Here is a 16,861-nt window from a genome sequence, read left to right as displayed (position 1 = left end):
TACTCGGCAGCGTCAAAGCTGTCTTCCGCAATGGCTTCGCTGTTCACGGTGACGCCTGCGATCTCGCGGCCTTCCACTCTCGGTGCAAAGGTCAGGTCAAGGGCATCTCCGCCCATCACATTGGCTGTGTATTTGCCAAGCAGGTTTGCAATCGTCTGGCTCTCGCCGCCCACGCTCAGTTCCACTGTTGCCGGGAAGGTAACGGTGAGTGCATGTTCGGTTGCCAGCTCGCCGGTGCGCTCGAACAGCAGCCAGTTGAGGTTGGAGCCGCTCTCGGTCCATTCAATCCGCATGGTGTGCTCGCCAGCCTCGAGGTTGATCTGCTGCGGGCCCTGGGTTACCCAGTTCTGATATGCGCCCGTGTTAGGCACGTCAAAGCTTGCAACCGTCTCGCCGTCCACCAGCACGTTAAACGCACCGGAACCGGCCGAAGATGCCGTACGTGCGGAGAGGTTGTAGCTGCCCGACGTCAAAACATTGATGTGGTATTCCGCCCACGCGCCTGCATCGCAGTAGCCGAGGTTGTTGCCGCCGTCTACGTCAGAGGTGGCCTCTGCTCTTACGGTCTCAGACCACAGGATGTTTTCTGCCGCCTTAAAGGTGGTATTGTCGCCGATGTCTACGGTGATCGGGTTGACGATCTTATTCTGGAAGGTGTTGACCTTCATAATCAGGTTCATCAGTCTCTCTGCGCTTCTTTCCAGATCGTCGCGAGTGATGAAGCCCCGGTCAAGCGCGTTCTGCAGCGTGGACGGGGAACCGCTGGACATCTTGACGTCGTTGCCCGCCTTCAGCTCGAAGGCGTGGTTGGAGTTGTTGCCCCAGTCGGTTTCTACCAGGCCGTTGAAGCCCCACTCGCCGCGCAGGATGTCCGTGAGCAGCTCGGCGTTTTCAGACGTTTCCGTGCCGTTGATCAGGTTGTAAGAGGACATGATCGTCCACGGATCGGCCTCTTTGACTGCAATCTCAAAGCCCTTGAGATAGATTTCGCGCAGTGCACGCTCCGATGCGCGGGAGTCGCTGCTGGAGCGGTTCGTCTCTTTGTTGTTCGCCGCAAAGTGCTTCAGGGAGATGGCGACGTCTTCGGACTGGCAGCCCTTTGTGAGCGCCGCAGCCATCTTGCCTGCCACCAGCGGATCTTCGGAATAATACTCGAAGTTACGTCCGCAGAGCGGGTCTCTGTGGATGTTCATGCCGGGTGCGAGCCAAATGTCGATGCCATTGGTGCGCGCTTCCACAGCGGCCGCCTTGCCGACCTTTTCTACAAGCTCAACGTCCCAAGTGCATGCCTGCAATGTGCCGATCGGCCATGCGGTGCAGTTGACGCCGATGCGGATGCCCTGCGGGCCGTCTGCCGTCATGATATTCGGGATGCCATATTCCATCAGGTTGCCCATGCCGCCGGTGTTCGCAACGCCGGTGTTCGGCTGGCCGCCCATCATGTCGATCAACTGGTCATCCGAGATCTGGTCAAGGAATTCGTCCATCAAGTCGACGCCTTCCTGACGCGCCTCATAGACATCCAGGAGCATAATCTTGCTGTCTTCTTCCGGATCTTCTGCAACCGCCTTCGCGGAGAATGCTCTTGCGCGCATAGCAGCGGGGGCTGCCGCTGCATCCGCCTTCGTGAAGGTGATGTAGTCGATGTTCGGATAGGCGTTGGTTGCGCTGCAGCGGAACGTCACAATGTTATTGCCCTGCTCCAGCGGGATGGTGACCGGGCCAACGTCCACAAAGTTGTACCATTCGCCCTCTCCGCTGCCGTCACCGGTCTGCTCGAGGGAAACGATATCGTTTTCGACTGCAACGCCGTTCACATCAATCCCTAAATCCCAATCGAAAGGATCGTACCCATTGGCAACATTGAACAGTACGTCATAGTCGCCGGCCTCTTCCGCGTACACATTGTAGGAAACCCAATTGCCCGCATAGTTCATGAAGGCCAGGCAGGTGCTGTCTGTCTCGTCCACAGTGAAGTCTTCTGTGCGGACCGGGTTGCCCGAAGCTGTACCGGTGTTGCTGTAGTTTTCCGCTTCAATCCGGGTGGATTCCGTTGCGGAAATGACCGTTTCAAACGGCTCATCCGGGATCTCGACCGCTTCGTGCTTCTCAACGGTGATATAGTCGATGTTCGGATATGCACTGGACTCTGGGCAGGTCAACGTCAGGATGCATTCGCCCTCCGGCAGTGTGACGGTAACCGGGCCAATATCCTCGAAGTTGTACCACTCGCTCGCCCCACTGCCGTCGCCGGTCTGCGGGACGCAGATGGTGTCGTTTTCTGTGCCGGTGCCGTCCACATCAACGCCCACGTCCCAGTCAAATCTCGCGCGGCCGTTCGCTACGTTGAAGTACAGGTCGTATTCGCCAGCCTCTTCTGCGTCCAGGTAATACGAAACCCAGTTGCCCGCATAGTTCATATAGGCAAGGCACACGCCGTTATAATCGCCTACTGTGAAGCTTTCGGTGCGGACATAGTTCGAATTGGTGCCGCCGGAGAACTCAAAGTCCTCTGCCTCAATCTTGGTCGGTTCCGTTGCAGAAACGGGCTGGTGGGCCGAGATCTCTACATCGCTCTTTTCGAAGACCATGTAATCGTAGTTCGGGTTGTTGCCGTTTGCTACCAGGCGCAGGGTATGCGTCCCCTCCGGCAGGTAGACATAGAACGGCTCGCCGTCTGCAAAGTTGTACCACTCGCTCTTTCCACTGCCGTCGCCGGTCTGCGGCGCATTAAAGCGGATGCCCGGCTGTGCTACGCCATCCACCAGGACTTTGAAGCAGTTGCTTAGATCCGCGTTACCATTCGCATAGCGCATCATGACCGAATATGTCCCGGCCTCTTCAACCGTCAGTTCATACTCGGCATATTTGCCCTTTGCATTCATCATGGCGATGCAGCTCAAGCGCTCGAAATCGTCGTTGTAGAAGCTCTCGACAGTCACATCGCCGCCGATCATGGCTTCGCTCTGTACGACCGTCTGGCCTTCCGCCGCGATCGTGTGGTGCGGATCGAATCCCGGCGCCACTTCAATCTCGTGGTATTTCCCGTCCGCCATCAGCCGCTCCGGCAGCTGCGTCGGCGCCAGCTTTTCGGTCAGCTGCTCTGTGACGGTCGTCTCTGCGACATTGTATGTGCCGCGCACACCCTGCTCGCCCGCATTTTTGATGGAATCACCGACATAGATGTCATAGTCGCCCGCTTCCATCACATAGGCGGATTTGTGTCCGGTTTCTCCGATGTCGTCATAGCTCGACATGTCGGAAATTGCAAAGGACATGTTCAGCGTTTCGGACTCGCCCGGCTCCAGCAGGTCCGTCTTATCGAACGCTGCCAGCTCCTTGGCGGGCTTGCTCATCTTTGCTTCGCCCTCGCCTGCCTGCGGCGCGCTGAAATACACCTGCACAACCTCTTTGCCGGCCACATCGCCGGTGTTTGTCACGGTTGCCGAAACATTGGCGGTGCCCGTGAGGGCGTCGCCATCAAAGTCTACGGTGACCTCCGAAATTTTGAAATCCGTGTAAGACAGGCCGTAGCCAAACGGATAATTGACCTTCTCGTAATCCGGGTCAAAGGTCTCAAAATACCGGTAGCCCACATAGATGTCTTCCGTGTAATTTACATAGCCGGTCGATTCGTTGAACGTCTTCGAGCTCGGGTAATCCTCATACGATTTGGCCCACGTATCAACCAGTTTGCCGGAGGGGTTCACGTCGCCCACAAGGACGTCCGCAGTCGCAAGTCCGCCCTCCATACCGGCCTGCCAGCCTACCAGCACAGCATCCACGCCCGGGATCTCGTCGATCCAGCTGGTATCGGTCACAGCGCCGACGTTCAGCACAACGATGACCTTGTCAAATTTTGCCGCCACGCGGGTGATGAGTTCTGTCTCGGCGTCGCTGAGGTAATAGTCGCCCTTGGTCGCAGAACGGTCGCTGCCTTCCGAGGAATACCGGCCGATTGTCACAACCGCCGTGTCCGCTGCTGCCGCCGCCGCATCCATCATCTCGTCCGTGACATTGATCTGCGCATCATCTTTAATTCCGTTCGTCGTCACCTGCTCAGTGTAGAAGTCAACCAGAGGCTGATACAGGGAAATCTTCCCTTCCTCCTCTTTGATCTGCATCCCTTGCAGGATATTGCGGGTGTAATCGACATTCGTTGCGCCGGAGCCACCGCCGCCGCGCGTGTAGTCGATCATAGCACGGCCGAACATCGCTACCGTCGTGCCTTGTTGCACTGGCAAAGCTTCGTCCCTATTTTCCAGCAAGACCATACCGTCAGCAGCAACCTGCCGGGAAAGCTCAATATTTCCCTCGGCAGATTCTGCGCTAGCGGTAATGCTCATAGCAGGGATCGTCGTTGCAACCATTGCAGCCGAAAGAACCGCTGAAAGCACTCGTTTGCTTACGCCTTTTCTTCTCCGACTCATTTTCTGACCTCCATCTCTTTTTTAGAGTTTTTCATAAATTGTGCGGATCTGATGCAGCGCTTCCCCCCCTTCTATTTGCTTTGTACGGAGAATCCCTCCGCCGGTATGTACAGCGCGCCGCACTCCGCGCTTTTAGGAATTTCAATATATTATCATATTGAACGAACAATTCGCTCTATGTATAATCCTAATATAATTCATCGGTTATGTCAATACATATGTGTATTTTATGCAAAAAATTTTTTCTGCATGAATCGCCAGTATCTATTTAGGGGATTTTGGAGCAGAGAAGCTTTTTTTGACAAAACAACGGAAATGTTTGCGGACCTTCGGTCAGGATGCGGACGCGCAGCGTCTCTCGCGGACCTCCGGTCGGGATGCGGACGCGCAGCGTCTCTCGCGCCTACGGCGGACGCACGGCGTCCCTCTCGCCTACGGCGTTCCCTACGAAAGTAAACTGCTATTCGTCTTGCTTTCCGCTCCACAGGGGAAGCTCAAAAGGGCCCAGCCCTGGGAAAACTCCCGGGGTTGGGCCTTTCTTGTTTATAGGGAAGATGCCTTCCCTTCTATTTTGTCATGTTGGACTTAGCCAATCGTTACGGTGCAATGTTTTACGGCTGCATTGCCCGGCAGGGTCGTGTAAACGCCCGTGCTCTGGCCCGGCGTGCCGGTGGCATAGACTCTGTAATAGTAGTCGTTGCCAACCTTCGCCACGAACTGCGTCTTCAGCACATCGCCATTGCCGACGGTAAAGCCCGGCGTCATGGCGTTGCCGTTGACCACCGTCATCTTGAAGCAGTATGCGCTGCCTCTTCTCAAAGTGAAGTCGACCGTCGTGTCGGAAACGACATATGCGCTCGCCGCCACGTTCTGGCTTGCGGATACGACGCCCGCGGTGCCGTATGCATTGCCAACGTTTGCGGACGTGCTGCCGCTGTTCTTCGAGCCCGTGGAGGTGTTCTTCTCGACCAGGCCGTCGATGCTGTTCTCCAGCGCCTCGACTGCGTCTGCAACCTCTTCTTCGGTCGCTTCTGCGTCGTTCAGGACTGCCTTCGCGGTGCTCAATGCGGCCTTCATCGTTGCCACGCTCTTCGCTGTGTACTTGCTGGTGTTGATCGCTTCGGCTTCCCCGATCAGCTCTTTCAGCGCATCCTTATCCGGGATCAGGCGCAGGGCGGAGATCGCCGCTGCCAAATCTTCTGCTGCGGTATCCACCGCATCCTGCGTTGCGTTTGCATCTTCCAGCACGGTCTTTGCTTCGGCCAGGACGGTCTCAAAGCTTGTCCATGCGTCGTTCTGGATGTACTGATCTGCATTTGCAACAATGCCGTCGCCCTTGTTGACCAGCGCTTCCAGCTCGGTGACGTCTGTGCGGTAGACCAGGCCATAAATGGCGTCATACAGCGCATCCACCGCTTCGGTGATGTCCGCTTCCAGGACTTCTTCATCGTCCAGCAGGTCTTCCGCCGCCGCATACGCTTCGTCCAGCGCTTTCAGGCTGTCCGGCGTAAACAGGTCGCGGTTGATGGACTCTGCGATCTCCATCGGGATCTCCAGCTGGCTCTTGTCGCCTGCGGCAAAGCTCAGGTAGTGCAGCGCGTCGATCAAGTCGCTCCATGCGGTGTTGATCTCGTCCTGCGTTGCGGTCTTATCCGCCTCGACGTCCTTCGCCGCCTGCAATGCTGCTTCGTACTTCTTCTTGACGGACGGTACGGCTGCCTCTGCTTCGTCTGCCTGCTCCTCTGCGATGGCAATGGTAGAGCGCAGGACCTGCTTGTCTACGATGACAAAACCAAGTTCGATCGTGGTGTCCGCGTTCGGCATGGCCGCGCTGTAGACATATTCAGAAACGTCAAAGCTGTCTTCCGCGATGGCTTCGCCGTTCACGGTGACGCCTGCGATCTCACGGCCTTCCACTCTCGGTGCAAAGGCCAGGTTGAGCTCGGTGCCCGCCATCACGACGTCTTTGTACGCGCCGATCAGGTTCGCGATCGTCTGGCTCTCGCCGTCGATGCTCAGCTCGACCGTGGTCGGGAAGGTGACCGTCAGCATATGCTCGCTGGGGACCTCCTGCTGATACTCTTCCGCCGGGATAACCTTCAGATCCTGCACTTGCAGGCCGGAATTGAAGTTGCGCAGGCCAATCATACCATAGCTGTATGCGTCGTCCTCTACGGTGTAGTATTCCTGGCCGTTCACAGAAACTGTGATCTGGTTGCCGATCGCCTTGACCTCAAAATCGTACCACTGGGACGGGTCGATCTGGAAGGAGTGGTCGTTCATAATGGGGCGCCAGCCATATTGGATGTCGCCAGTTTCCAGGCCGCTGGCTTCTTCGCCGGTTGTTGCCCTTGCATTGTAGTTGATGCCGGAAACATAACCGTACTGGTCGTCCTGTCCCACGTCAAAGTCGGAGCAGCGGAAGATATAGCCAGCGTTCGACTTCACATCCTGGCGAACGTCCAGTTTTACCTTCGCCTGGATCACATAGTCGTCCCATGTGGTGTAGCCGTCAACCATCTTTTTGCCCGCTCCGTCCTTCAACGTGAGGATGTTGTCCTGCACGGAGAAGTCGCCGCTGATGATGTTCCAGCCGTCCAGGCATCCGTCGGAGAAGTCCTCTTCATAGATGAACTGGTCCTTGACCTGGACATTGTCGAAGGTGGCCGTGCCGCTCAAAACGGACAGGCCCGCCTTGCCGTTGCCAAATTCGTTAATCCTTGCAACGAGGATTGCTTCGTCGCTGCCGTCCACATAGACGCGGACGGTGTTGTTGACCACTCTCGCTTTGAGGTTGTAAACAGTATCCGCCGCAACCTCCATGCTGGCCTCTTCGAGGACGTTCTCGACGCCGCTCATAGAGCGGATCACCTGGATCGTATCAGCCGCTTCGTCCAGCGCCACATAGTAGCCGGAGACGCGCTCCTTCTGGACGCCTGCGCGAACCGCCAGGCCCGCCTTGCCGCCCTCTGCCACGGAAACGTCCGCGGAGAGCTCGTAATCAGTCCAGCCGGCGTTGCCGACCAGCGCGGTTGCTTCTGCGGAAGCGGTAATCGCGCCGCCGTCCAGTGCCCATGCTTCGCCGGTAGAGGTCCATTCTGCGATGCTGCCGTTCTCAAAGTCCGCTTCGTAGCGCGGGGCGGTGGAAACCACCACGTCGTCAAAGATGCCCTTGCAGCGGAAGCCTCTCAGCGCCACGCTGCCGCTGGGATACGTGCCGTCGTATACATCGACTCTCGGCTCGGTCTCGTCGTCGAGATAGACGCGGATTCTCGAACCGATCGCTACCACGCGCAGGCGGTGGGTTTCACCGACCGCGACCGGTGCGTCCACCTTGGCCAGCTCGGTCCAGCCGTTGTGCATCCGGCCAACCTGGATATAGCCTTCGCCCAGCCCAGCATAGTAGCCGTCTGCGCCGTCTACATTCTCCAGATAGTTGCTGCCGCGGACGATCAGGCCCATGTTGCCGTTGGTGCCCGGGTTGACCTCGGTCAGCGTGATGTCCGCCTCTGCAACCAGGTCGGTGGACTCGGTGTTGTTGATGATTGCCTTGTTACCCCAATCCGCCTCCATATAGAGGTTGTTGTTCTCGTTGGAGCCGTTCCAAACGCCATCGGATTTTTCGGAATCGTTCGGGCGGTTCTTATCGCCTCTCATGAGAGTATAGCGCTCGCCAAAGGTCTTTTCAACGTTAAAGGAATCGGCAAACTGGACGTCCGCCTGCACATCGCCGGAGGAAAGCACATCGTAGCTTTCCGGGGCGACCGTCAGGGTGCCGCCGATTGCCTGCGCAACGCCGGAGAAGCCGCTGTAGTCATACAAATCGATGACCGGGACCGGGTTGTTGTTCGCATAGACCGTGATGTGGTCGTCGAAGAACGTCGCCTTCACGCAGGAGGCGTCCGCATCCGCTGTTGCGAGCACGGTGCCGTCCACCTTGGACAGGGTGACTTCGCCGTTTTCCGCCACATCGACCTTATAGCCGGTGTTCGTTTCTGCGTTGTAGCGGGCATAGAAGCCGCCTTCGCTCTCCACGCTGTAGTTGTCGCTCTCCATGGTGACCGTCTCGCCGGTGATGTCCGCCGGGTTGAGGATGACCATCGGGTTGACCGCATAGCGGCCGTTGTTCTCATTGTAGATGCGCAGGCCGTTTGCATGCTCTGCGTCTTCCTTTACCGAATACGAAACGGTGAAGGTGCTGTCCTGTGCCAGCTCTTCCTTGAGGGTTTCCAGCACGGAATCTGGGATGTCGAGGTTGACCAGATAGCCGTAGTTGCCGGCGCTGGAACCGTTGCCCTCGCCGGGCGTCAGGGTCAGGGTGCCGCGGATGTCTCTCGGGTTGTCCGGGAGGTAAACCGTGCCGACCTCATGGCCGTTGATGGAAACGGTCATGTCGGAGGGCCGCTCGCTGCCCACCGTCGTCTGGGAGAAGGCGGAATTGTCGATGCCGTAGTTGGTGGACGCATCCTTCAAAGAGGAGGCTTCCACGATCACGCGCATGCTGTTCAGGACGTCTGCGCCGATGCCCTCGGGCAGGGTGTAGGAATAGGTGATCGCGCCAACGCCGTTTTGGATGGTGTTGGAGTCCGCCGCAGCCTGGCGAAGGACGGCGCTGTCCTCAGTGAGGATGCTGACCGGGGCGGTGTCCTTGCCGTTGGTGACGATCACGTTGACAAAGTTCTTTGCGATCTTCCCGCCGTTGTTTTCAATCCAAACCGTGAACGTGCCCACGCACTTCTGGCTCGGCAGGGAGAAGGAGATGTCGTGCTGTTCGCGGGTATACGGCGCAAAGTCCATCGGGACCTCGCCGCTCTTGCCCGTGGTGATGTAGTTGCCATAGATGTCGGTCGCGTCAAAACGCCATTTGAGGACCGGGTTCTCCAGCGTCTCGCCGGACCAGTTCATCGCGACGACCGGGGCCGTATACTGGCTGCCGGGCGCTGCTTTGAGGGCCGGGTCGATGTCCACGCCGACGTAATTCGGCTGGTTCAGGTCGATGATGCTCATGTCCCCGCCATAGGCGACGTCTTCATAGCCGAAGATCTTGTCGCGGCGGTCATACGTCAAAACGCCGTTGCGCTCGTACTCGATGTCGTACGGCTCCGTATAGACATAGCCGTTCAGCTTCTCATACTGGCGCTGGATGTCGGTCTGATACTTGAAGCACCAGGAGACGTCATAGTCGCCGTCGAATGCAGCCACGCCGCCGAATTCGCTGTTCAGCCAGGGCTCGCTTTCCTGGCGGAAGCCGCCCCAGAAGTTATTGGCCGAACCCGGATAGGTGTTGCGCTCGCGGTCTGCGACCGTGTTCTTGGAACCCTGGTACCCCTTCGGATACATATGGAAGGTGTTGAGGTCGGTCGGCTGGATATGGTCGTTGTTGCACGGGCTCATATCTTCCACCAACAGGTGCGGGTTGATCTCTTTGGTCTTATAGTACAGATGCTGGATCCATTCGTTGGTCGTCATGCCGTCGCTGGCTTTCTGGCCGTTGTGGTCGATGCCCCACGTCTCATTGAAGAGCATCACGGCGATGACGGACGGATGGTTGTAATCGCGGTTGAGCATGTTTTCCAATGCATACTCGTATACGGCGCGGCCCGGCGTTTCGCCGCCGTTGCTCTTGGCATTCATATACGTCGCATGCGGCATATCCTGCCAGACAAACATGCCCAGGCGGTCCGCCCAGCAATATTGCAGCGGGTCTTCAATCTTGAGGTGCTTGCGGATCATATTGAAACCGCGGTCGCGCATGGCTTTGATGTCGTATTTCAGCGCTTCCTCGCTGGGGGCGGTGTAGACGCCCTCTTCCCAGAAGCCCTGGTCCAGCAAACCGGAGAGGAAGACCGGCTCGTTGTTGACATAGATGTACTCGTAGTCCCTGCCGTCGTACTTTTCGGTGCTGACCTTGCGCTGGCCAAAATACGTGGAGACGTTGTCCAGCTCGGTCTCGCCGTCGAGCAGGCGGATGGTGCCCTCATAGAGGTTCGGGGAATCGTAGTTCCACAGTTTCTGATTTTCGATGGCGATGGGCTCCAGGGAAACCACATTTTCACCGGCCTTCAGGGTGATCTCCTGCGTGCCGCTGATGGTGGAACCGGTCTCGATGTTTTCGCCCTTTTCATCGTCCCACAGGACGCTCTGGAAGTCGTATGCGACGGTGACGGTCTTGTCCGCATCGCTCTGGACCTTCAGGTCGAACTGGACGGTGGAGTTGTCGATATCCGGATTCGCGTGCGCATAATCCATGTAGGTGCTGCTGCGGCCCTCCAGATAGACGGTCTGCCAGATGCCGCTGGTGTGGGTATAGCCGCACGGGGCGTTGTGGCCCTGCTTGCCGACCAGCGCCGGGTATTCATCCTTGCCGTAGGAGGCCTCATCGTTGACCTCCAGGGTGATCTTGTTGTCGCCTGCCTGGACATAGTCGGTGATGTTAAACTCAAACGGGGTGTAGCCGCCCTCGTGGTCGCCGACCTTCTCGCCGTTGACATACAGCGTGCAGAACCAATCGACCGCGCCGAACTTCAAGAAGACCTGTTCGCCTTCGGCAAACCAGGAGTCGTCCAGGTTGAGGGTGCGCTCATACCATGCGGTGCCGAGATAGGAGCCGTCTTCAATGCCGCTGGCCGGGGATTCCCACGGGAACGGGACATTGATTTTGAGCGCATAATCCCGGTCTTCATACCACGCTTCGTCTTCGCCCACCTTGTCGGGGTCAAATTCGAAGTCCCAAACGCCGTTGAGGTTCATCCACTTGTCGCGCTTCCAGTCCGGGCGCGGATGTTCGCTGCGGGCGATCTCGCTGCCGGAAGAGGACGTGACCAGGATGTATTCATCCGCGTTTTGGATGTACATATCCTGCTTCAGCTGGATGCGGTATGCGCCGGGGTTTACGGTCTCCGGGACGCCGAGCACCAGCTCGGTATCGCTCACCGAAACCGTCTCCATGACGGCCTGCGGTTCCAGGGAAGAACCGCCCAGCGTCACCAGTTCCGCGGCGACGCCTTCGGCGAAATTCGCACCGGTCAGGGTGATGGTGCCGCCCAGCCCTTGGTCCTTATCCAACTGGGCATTGTCGGTATTCACGTCGTCCACAATCGGGCCAGCGAAGTCCGCCGGGAGATAAAATGCGGAGGCCGGGATTTCCGTCTTTTCCATGCCCTGGTCGTTCGACCAGCGCACATACACATGGGAACCGCCCGTCGCCTCGAACCAGTCCATCTTGAAATCATAGGCCTGGCCCTCTTCCAGATGGATCGGGGCGCTCTTCTGCTCGATGTCCCACTGGTTGACCCACCAGTCGATGATGGGGGTTTCCATATCTCCTACGTACAAACGTGCGCCGTTGTCCGAGTAGAAATAGAAGGTGTACTCGCCCGTAGCCGGGGCCACGAGGCGGCCTGTCCAGCGCGCGCCCGCCCAATCGCTGGCGCCGGTGCGCTTGCTGAGCATGCTCTCCGTATCGCTAAATGCGATATTCGGGTCCACATAAATCCCCTTTAAGGTCGTGTACGGATAGCCGCTTGTATCCTGGACTAGGTAATATTCGCCCTGCAATCCATGGTGCGTAAGCGGCCCGTCTCCTTTTGGCGCAGCAGACGCGGCTGGCGCCAGCATGGTAAAGACCATCGCCAAGGAGAGGATGAGACTAAATAGCCGTTTTTTCATAAGCTCCTCCTTCGTAATTTCCCGCCGTTCCAGACAGATGTCGCTACAAACGGGTGGCAAATGAATTCTGCACCGCCCGCAGAAAGCTTTCAACCGGCGGTAAAAATTGAACCTATTTTGGCGGTGATCCTCCTGCATACCCCCTTCGCCGCAACCGCCAGCCGGCAAATATTTTGTTGATAACAAAATTCTACACCGGATATTGCTGGAAGTATTTGTAATTTTTTAACCGTTTGGTTCAATTTTTTAAGGTTTATTCCTTAAAATTTTAGCGCAATATGCGCGAATCTGGCCCTTTCTCTGGCAGGCCAGAGAGTCCCTATTCACAGCGCAGCCAATCGTTCCCTCCTATGTGGAACCTTTTCCCGAGGCATATGGCTGATAAAAAGCATCAAAAAAGCGCTTGACAAAATGGGGCAAGAACGCTATGCTGAACATCGTTCACGGTGAGGTGAGGCTATGAATACCGTAGTAACATCAAAAGAAGAAATCCTAAAAAACAGCCGGGTACTGATTCAACAACAAGGTTGGTCGGCGGTGAGTATCCGTTCCGTGGCTGCGGCCTGTGGCGTATCGGTAGGCTCCATCTACAACTATTTTGATTCCAAAGCAGACCTGATGGGCGCCACGATCGAAAGTGTCTGGCGGGAGATTTTTCATCAGCAGGAAGATATGGCAAAATTGGAAGACACACAGGCGTGTATCCGATGGATCTATGAGCGAATGCAATATGGTTGTAAAAAATATCCTGGCTTTTTCGCACTTCACCCGCTTGGTCTTATGCATGAGGAAAAATCAAAAGGAAAACAACGGATGCAGCAGGCATGGGGGCACATTCTAGACGGCTTCTGTTCCGTGTTAAAACAGGATTCCAAGATCCGCCCGGACGCCTTTGACGGCCGGTTTACGGCAGAGAAGTTTGCCGGGATTCTTTTTTCACTGATCGTATCCGCGATGTTGCGTGAGGATTTCGATTCCTCGGCCGTTTTGGAAGTTGTCCGTAGGACACTCTATTAAAATGCCCCATCTTAAAATGGGAGGGGATTACCGTCCTCAAAATGAACGATGTTCAGAATTCAGTAGGGACGATCTACGATGAAAGCCAAGCGAAACACCCTGTTCCGGCTGCAATTACGGCAAAGCCGTTTTGACGAAAACAAAACGAACCTATAAAGGAGAGTAACCCATGCAAGCGATTGTAGAAACTGGATTTGACGCGATCTATCTCATCTTGGTAATCACCATTGGCATCCGGATGATCCGCGGGTGCAAGGGGAACAAACAGTACCGTTTATTTGGAATCATGGCGGTGGTCCTTGGCGCCGGGGATGCCTTTCATCTGATTCCCCGCGCCCTCGCCCTTTGTACCACGGGGCTGGAAAACTACACCGTACCTCTGGGCCTCGGCAAGTGGATTACTTCCATCACCATGACGATTTTCTATGTCCTGCTTTATCATGTATGGCGAACGCGCTACCAGGTGACTGGGCGAAGCGGAATAACCGCCGCCGTTTATGGCCTGTCGGCCGCGCGGATTGTCCTGTGCATGATGCCGCAGAACCAGTGGTTGAGCGCGGAAGCCCCGCTTTCTTGGGGGATCTACCGCAACATCCCCTTTGCGTTGTTAGGGCTGCTTATGATTGTGTTGTTTTACCAAAGCGCCAAAAAGCACAATGACCATGCGTTCCGCTGGATGTGGCTGACCATCGCACTTAGTTTTGGGTTTTATATTCCGGTGGTGCTTTGGAGCGACGTCATTCCTATGATTGGTATGCTGATGATCCCGAAAACCTGCGCCTATGTGTGGACCGTATGGATTGGATTCTTCGCCATGAAAAAGGATAACCAATCCGCAAAAAAATAAGATGCCGGCCGCTTCTCCCATTTGATTTTCTTGCCAAGAACAAGTATAATTAGCCGAAAAAACATTTTCTATAGGAGGGCAACCATGAAGCATCTTTGTATGATTTTTCTCGCCGGCTTGACCATCTTTTTCGTTGGGTGCAGCTCGCGCCCGGCGGAACCCTCTTCTTCCGTCTCTCCATCGCTCTCCAGCACGATGCAGACGTCCAGCGTTGGGGAAGAAACCTGCTATTTAGTAAAAACAGAGGAAGATTTGCGCGCCATTGGAAGCGTTTACCCGCTTTCGGGGCATTATCGTTTAGAAAACGACATTTCCTTAACGCAGGAATGGACCCCCATCGGGAGTCCCTCCCATCCTTTTACGGGTAGCTTTGACGGGAATGGATATACCATCTCCCATCTGACGGTAACAAAAGAGGCCGAACACATGGGCTTTTTTGGAGCAAGCGACGGGGCAAACATTCAAAATATCCTTTTGAGCGACGTTGCGCTCCCGGAAACGGTATTTTTCCCCATCGTTTCTGAATCTGTTGACAGCGATATTGTCAATTGTTCGATTTCATACGCCTCCTGATTGGCACACAGTACCTTTTGCGGGCACACAGTGCCTTTCGCGCCTACGGCGGACGCACGGCGTCTTTTCGCGCCTACGGCGGGCACACAGTGCCTCTCTCGCCTACGGCGTTCCCTAAGAAAGCAAACGGAAAAGAGTTTGTTTTCCGCTCCATATGGGAAGCCCTACAGAAGCAAGGCAAGAATCTTCATAAAGGCAACCATCGCAGTCCCACCACATGCAAAAAATAGACAAATAAAACACAGAAGGACCCAATCCTGAGGATTCTCAGGATTGGGTCCTTGCTGTTTATTAGGGAAAAGCCTTCCCTCTTATCTCGATGTCTCGTCCACGATTACGCAATCGTAACTGTGCAATGCTTGACCGCGTTCTGGCCCGGCAGGGTGGTGTAAACGCCCGTGCTCTGGCCCGGCGTGCCAATGGCATAGACTCTGTAATAGTAGTCGTTGCCGATCTTCGCCACGAACTGCGTCTTCAGCACTTCGCCATTGCCGGCCGTGAAGCTCGGCGTCATAGCGTTGCCGTTGACAACCGTCATCTTGAAGCAGTATGCGCTGCCTCTCTTCAAGGTGAAGTTCACCGTCGTGTCGGAAACCACATACGCCTTCTGGCTGGTCACGCCCTGGGCTGCGGATACCACGCCCGCTGCGCCGTATGCGTTGCCAACGTTGGCAGACGTGCTGCCTTTGCCGCTGTTTCCGCTGTTACCCGAGCTCGGCTTCTCCGCCTTGACCAGGTTATTCGCGGCCTCTTCCAGGTTGGTATATGCCTTTGCAATCGCCTGGCCGTCTGCGGTCTCGTCCGCGGCAACCGTCTTCGCAACGCTCAAAGCCGCCTTAAAGGCCGCCACGCTGCGGTCGGTGTAGCCGTCCAGAGCCTTCCGCTCCATCTCGGCGATCAGCTTGTTCAGCTCATCTCTGCTCGGGATCTTGCGCAGGGCTGCCATCGCTCTCGTCAGGGCCTCGGCCTTTGCATCCACGTCGGCCTGGTCTGCATTCGCATTCGCGAGCAGTTCTTCCGCCTCTGCCAGCACGCTCTTGAAGGTATCGAATGCTTCATCCTGGATGTAGTCGTCCGGGTCGAGGGTGTTCGCTTCGTCCACCAAGCTTTGCAGCGCGCTCATATCCGCACGGAATTCCAACTTTTCAATCGCTGCTTGCAGGTTGTCATATGCCTCGTCCACGTCCGCCTTCAGCGGGTTCTCCTCGGCATAGACGTCCTTCGCCGCGTTGAGCGCTTCCTCGAAGCCCTCGGTCGTGCCCGGCTTGAACTCGTCCAGACGCTCCGCCAGCTGTTCCGCGATGTTGATCAGCGGCAGCAGGGTTTCCTTATCGCCCGCTTCGAATTCCAAGAGGTGCATCGCATCCAGAAGGTCGCTCCACGCCTCGTTGACCTCTTCCTGGGTGGCATTCACGTTGCCATAAACGGTCTGTGCATTTGTCAGGGCGTTGGTGAAGATTTCCTTCGCCTCCGGCACCAGGCCGTCGATCACGTCCTGCGGCACGGCGTTGGCCTGCTCCAGGACAGCTCCCAGGATGCTCTTATCCACGCTTGTGAACGTGAAGCGCAGGGTCGTGCCCTCGTTCGGCATCGTGAAGGTGTACGTGCAGCTGTCCGCTGCAAACTCGATGTCCTCGCCGTTGAGCTGCGCTCCGGAGAACCCGTCCTTGGTCGGGGTGAAGGTGAAGGTCAGCTCTTCACCCGGCATCACCTTTGCGCCATAGATTGCATCGGAGGAGATGATCTCCTCTGCATTGCCCTCGACGCTCATCGATGCGTTGCCGCTCCACTGTACCGTCAACAGCTGCGGTTCAGTTGGTATGCTTGCTGTGTTGCTGACGTCCTCCAGAATCAGCTGATCCATCGCCAGGTTGTTCCGGTTGATGTTCATGTTCTGGTCGTAGTTATTGCCGCCGTAATTGTAACTAAATGTAATGGTGTGTTCGCCTTCGGTCAGATGCATTCTCATGCGCGGCGAACGGTAGAATACATTTTCAAACGTGATCGAGAACGACATGGTGCCGTAGTCTTCGCCGTCTACGATCACCGAACGGATCGCTGCATAGTTACCGTCTGTTGTGTTGCCGCCATTGTTGTACAACGCGCTCACCAGGTAGTCGCCTTCCTTCGGCACATTCACCGTAAAGGTGATGTCCGTGCCGCCGTTCGGGCGGTTGTCCTGCACATAGCCGGTGCCGGAATAGCCCTGGATGGAGTTGGCAAAGCATGCTTCGTCGAATTCCGCATCCTCTGCTTCGTACGTCAGGTACGTCCCCTCCGGGTTCCAGATGATCGGCTCGGAGAGCTCTCCGGCAATGCCGTCCTC

General features: G+C 56.4%; 5 protein-coding genes and 1 pseudogene. 3 read left to right on the top strand and 3 right to left on the bottom strand.

Annotated elements, in window-relative coordinates:
• Together B5F54_RS18335 and B5F54_RS16610 are read right to left on the bottom strand one after the other, a co-directional pair.
• The coding region (locus tag B5F54_RS18335) for a glycoside hydrolase family 3 C-terminal domain-containing protein (protein ID WP_087235272.1) at nucleotides 1-4,430 on the bottom strand (4,430 nt) is incomplete at its 3' end.
• A gap of 585 nt (nucleotides 4,431-5,015) precedes the next feature.
• The gene (locus B5F54_RS16610) at nucleotides 5,016-12,098 is read right to left on the bottom strand and encodes a family 16 glycoside hydrolase (protein ID WP_172749779.1); all 7,083 of its coding nucleotides are present in this window, start codon (nucleotides 12,096-12,098) and stop codon (nucleotides 5,016-5,018) included.
• A 459-nt stretch (nucleotides 12,099-12,557) separates the two neighbouring features.
• Between B5F54_RS16610 and B5F54_RS16605 the strand changes: the two genes are divergently transcribed.
• The 3 genes from B5F54_RS16605 to B5F54_RS16595 all read left to right on the top strand — a co-directional run bounded on the left by B5F54_RS16605 (nucleotide 12,558) and on the right by B5F54_RS16595 (nucleotide 14,535).
• On the top strand, nucleotides 12,558-13,115 hold the full coding sequence (locus tag B5F54_RS16605; RefSeq protein ID WP_087235270.1) for a TetR/AcrR family transcriptional regulator: 558 nt from the start codon (nucleotides 12,558-12,560) through the stop codon (nucleotides 13,113-13,115).
• Between the two features lie 169 nt (nucleotides 13,116-13,284).
• Nucleotides 13,285-13,962 (top strand): hypothetical protein, encoded by a 678-nt coding sequence (locus B5F54_RS16600; protein ID WP_087235269.1) that lies wholly within the window; start codon nucleotides 13,285-13,287, stop codon nucleotides 13,960-13,962.
• 84 nt (nucleotides 13,963-14,046) lie between these two features.
• Nucleotides 14,047-14,535, top strand: coding sequence for a hypothetical protein (locus tag B5F54_RS16595; protein ID WP_087235268.1), 489 nt, complete (start codon nucleotides 14,047-14,049; stop codon nucleotides 14,533-14,535).
• A gap of 334 nt (nucleotides 14,536-14,869) precedes the next feature.
• Here the strand turns inward: B5F54_RS16595 and B5F54_RS16590 are convergent.
• Nucleotides 14,870-16,861, bottom strand: a pseudogene (locus tag B5F54_RS16590) (FIVAR domain-containing protein); the annotation flags it as partial.

Source organism: Anaeromassilibacillus sp. An250 (assembly GCF_002159845.1).
Taxonomy (GTDB): domain Bacteria; phylum Bacillota; class Clostridia; order Oscillospirales; family Acutalibacteraceae; genus Anaeromassilibacillus; species Anaeromassilibacillus stercoravium.
The sequence above is the reverse complement of the archived record's forward strand: the minus strand, read 5'-3'. Positions and strand labels throughout refer to the sequence as shown.